Genomic DNA, 3,766 nt, shown 5'->3' with positions numbered 1-3,766 from the left:
GCCTCAGACGGCCGTCCGCACTGGTTCGAGACCGGCAAAGACATGATTGCCATCGACACCCTGGTTCATAATTTTCTGCACCGCACTGGCATCCTTGACGACTGCGGCACTCCCCACCGCTATGGCGTGGCCTGCTATGGCCCTGACGGCTGTGCCGAGATCATTCGCACCGTCGCCTGTCAGATCGATGCCAGCGCCTTTAACAGGCAATTTCCGAGGGCGTTTCCGCGCTTCGTGCAGCATGCGATTTGGCGGTTTTGCGCCGCCGACGGCCTCAACATCTGCAACGGTAACCGCATCGATGACCGCAAATCATGCCAAAATACCTATTGCCAATTGTTCAATACATGCAGGCATAAGCCATTGAAATCGTAGTACTATTATGTATTAATAAGTACTGTTTTTGCTTGAAAATCACCGATTCGTTGAATACACTGTAATTACAAGCTCGCATGATGCGACTTGGAAGCTTTAATGGAGAATATACTTCCATGACAAGGTATAGACCGCCGGATCCCTGGGATCGAAACAGCAATACCTATCCGTCGCAAAAAGGGGGCCCATCGGGCCCCTTCTGCTTTTCAAGGAGAACCTCATGACCAAGAAATCCGACAAACCCGACCTCAGTAACGACCCCCGAGTTCAGCTGTTTGTTTTCGGCCTCGATGAGGCTGGCAAACCCAAGGGGGCTCGTTTCTTGATGAGTGACATGGAAACAGTCTTCCCGGTCGTCACGGCCCAGAAGCTTCAATTCTTCGACGGCGGCAGCTCCGAAGAAACGGTCAAGCTCGGCATGAAGCTTGCCGTCGGTCGAATCTATGCCCGAGGAAAATCCTTCATCCCTAATATCAAGCGTGACCTCTACGACGGGATCCTCACCGCACTTGCCTCGCATAAGGCGGAACTTGACCGCTCGCAGGCCGAGCGGACGGCTGCTGCAGCGGCGGCGCGGGAGGCCACCAAAAGCACGGAGCAAGCGCCTGCCTACGTCCCAACCGTTCTGCCACCGCTAGCTTCTGGGTTACCCCAGAATTGGGAATCCATCGCGGCTGGCAACATGGTTCTCGCCGACGAAGGTCCTGGCGAGGGTTGGTGGGAAGCCATCGTGATCTCTCGCGACGACGAAATTCTGACCCTCCGGTATCGCGACTATCCGAAGGCACCAAAATTCGAGCGGCATATTTCGACGATTGGGCTGATCAATCCAAGGCCCGCGTAACCGACTTGCAAGGCCAACAATACGGTCCGGACCACGGCCCGGGCCTTTTCCAAACCAACCACTCGCCTTCGGCAACGCTTTCGCGGGCCACCCCACAAACTTTATCAGAACGGAGACAACCATGTCCTCAGACACGGACCGCATTCGTGCGCTCAACGACGATTTGCGGCGGCACTTGTACAACGGCGGCGTCTTTATGACCCCGGGCATCGCGGCACTCGGCGAAGAAGCCATCGGCCGCTTGGCTAACGCTATCGCCACCTTTGACGACTTTTGCACCGCCAATGATCCCTACGGCGAGCATGATTTTGGTGCGTTCGATTTCGATGGCACCCCCGTCATGTTTAAGATCGATTATTACGACAAGGACCGGAATTTCCACTCGCCGGATCCCGCCGATTCCACGGTCACCGAGCGGGTCATCACGATCATGCTCGCTGAGGAGTATTAGGCGTAGGCTTGTACCTGGGGATCGAACAATGTCCGCTGCTGGGGGCATAGCGGAAGTCGCATTTTATGGCAGCGACTTCCGGTTTTGACCCACACCGGACATTGAACGTGGCCTCATCGAGAGCCGGTTGCGTTCTAATTTCCATTCCCGAGTGACATCGATGAGATAGTTGTCAGAGTAAGCGCATTGATCTAGCGCAAGGACCCGCATCGAAAACGTGTTCAATCAGACGGGCGTCCTGCAATCAAAAATTATATCTGGGAGGTGTAAGATGCCCATCACTCGGCTGCGGCTCGCCGCTTTGTCGGCTGTCGCCATTTTCGCCGTCGCTGTCTCTGGCAGCGCACTCGCCCAGAAGAAGTACGACACTGGCGCGACCGATACTGAAATCAAGATCGGCAACATTATGCCGTACAGCGGCCCCGCGTCGTCTTACGGGCTTATCGGCAAGACCGAGGAAGCCTATTTCAAGATGATCAACGATCAGGGTGGCATCAACGGTCGCAAGATCAACTTCATCACCTATGACGACGGCTACAGCCCGCCCAAGGCGGTCGAGCAGGCCCGCAAATTGGTCGAGAGCGACGAAGTACTGGTAGTGTTCAATCCGCTTGGAACGCCGTCGAACTCCGCGATCCAGAAGTACTTGAACTCCAAGAAAGTACCGCAGCTGTTCGTCGCCACCGGCGCAGCCAAGTGGAACGATCCGAAGGGGTTTCCTTGGACCATGGGCTGGCAGCCGAGCTATCAGAGCGAGGCGCAGATCTACGCCAAGTATATCCTGAAGGAGAAGCCGAACGCGAAAATCGCCGTTCTCTACCAGAACGACGACTTCGGGAAAGATTACCTTAAGGGCTTGAGGGACGGGCTCGGCGCCAAGGCGTCGATGATCATCACGGAGGAAAGCTACGAGACCACGGAGCCGACGATCGACTCCCACATCGTCAAGCTAAAATCCACCGGCGCCGACGTGTTCCTGAGCATCACAACGCCGAAGTTCGCGGCGCAGGCGATCAAGAAAATTGCCGAGATCGAATGGAAACCGCTGCAGATCGTCGCCAACGTCTCGGCTTCAGTCGGCAGCGTATTGCAGCCGGCTGGCTTCGAGAATGCACAAGGCCTTCTGTCAGCCGCCTATGCCAAGGACGGTGCCGACCCGCAGTGGAACGACGATCCCGGCATGAAGAAATGGTCCGCGTTCATCGACAAATACATGCCGGGTGCCAATCGCTCCGACGGCAATCTGGTCTATGGCTACGGCGTCGCGCAGACGCTGGTTGAGACGCTCAGGCTGTGCGGTGACGATCTGACGCGCGCCAACGTGATGAAGCAGGCGGCGTCGCTCAAGGACTTCACGCCCGACACGCTGATTCCCGGCGTCAAGATCAACACTTCGGCGACTGACTTCGCGCCGCTGTCCGAGCTGCAGATGATGCGGTTCAAGGGCGAGAAATGGGAGTTGTTCGGTGACATCATTAGCGGTGACATCACCACTAACTGACGACTGTCGCGCAGACCAGCACCGAAGCAAAAATCAAATCCGGAATACAGAGACCGCCTTCGGGCGGTCTTTTTGTTTGGATCAACATCCGTGCGCTCGTCCGGATGACGCCATCGCCTCAGTTTGGCTTCTTTTGGCTTCCTCGTCGGCCAAGAGCTTTTGAAGCTTTCCCCGCTCCGGCCTCCTTGCTCATAAAGGCTAATGTGATGATCGAATGAGGTTGGCGACTTCCGAATCTGGCACGTTTGAGACATCCCGACGGGCACTGAATATGTCTGCTTGTTGGGGAAGACCGGAAGTGAGCAGCCGGTGGTGAAAATGACGCGATTGACCCATTTGTATGGTCCGGCCGTGCGTTGCAAGAGGTTTCGTCAAGCTGGCGTGAGCGGTCTTGCATCAATGTATCCGGTCTGATCACCCGCTGGGGTACGGCCGCGAAATATATTTCTGGAGTTTCGTCGTCGCCGTAATGGCTTTCGCGCTCGGGGACCGGGGTGTCCTTCTATGAAGGCGTCGCACATGTCCTATATCCCGAGCCGATCCGGAATGCTGCAATCAACTACGCGGTTCTTGGTTTGTCAGCGCTGTTCGATGG

Annotated in this window: 3 protein-coding genes and 2 pseudogenes; all 5 read left to right on the top strand. The window is 56.2% G+C overall.

Features of this window, described 5'->3' with window-relative positions:
• Positions 1-375: pseudogene (locus E8A46_RS10565) on the top strand (hypothetical protein); the annotation flags it as partial.
• A 220-nt stretch (positions 376-595) separates the two neighbouring features.
• Entirely contained in the window at positions 596-1,219 is a 624-nt protein-coding gene (locus E8A46_RS10560) for a hypothetical protein (RefSeq protein WP_291560260.1), read from the top strand.
• A 121-nt stretch (positions 1,220-1,340) separates the two neighbouring features.
• Entirely contained in the window at positions 1,341-1,670 is a 330-nt protein-coding gene (locus tag E8A46_RS10555) for a DUF3768 domain-containing protein (protein WP_291560258.1), read from the top strand.
• Positions 1,671-1,941: 271 nt separating this feature from the next.
• Positions 1,942-3,171: an ABC transporter substrate-binding protein gene (locus E8A46_RS10550; RefSeq protein ID WP_291560255.1), complete on the top strand. Its 1,230-nt coding sequence runs from the start codon at positions 1,942-1,944 to the stop codon at positions 3,169-3,171.
• A gap of 415 nt (positions 3,172-3,586) precedes the next feature.
• Positions 3,587-3,766 (top strand): annotated as a pseudogene (locus E8A46_RS10545) (cation transporter); the annotation flags it as partial.

The organism is Bradyrhizobium sp. (assembly GCF_004799445.1).
Lineage (GTDB): Bacteria > Pseudomonadota > Alphaproteobacteria > Rhizobiales > Xanthobacteraceae > Bradyrhizobium.
This window is presented reverse-complemented; position numbering and strand designations above follow the sequence as displayed.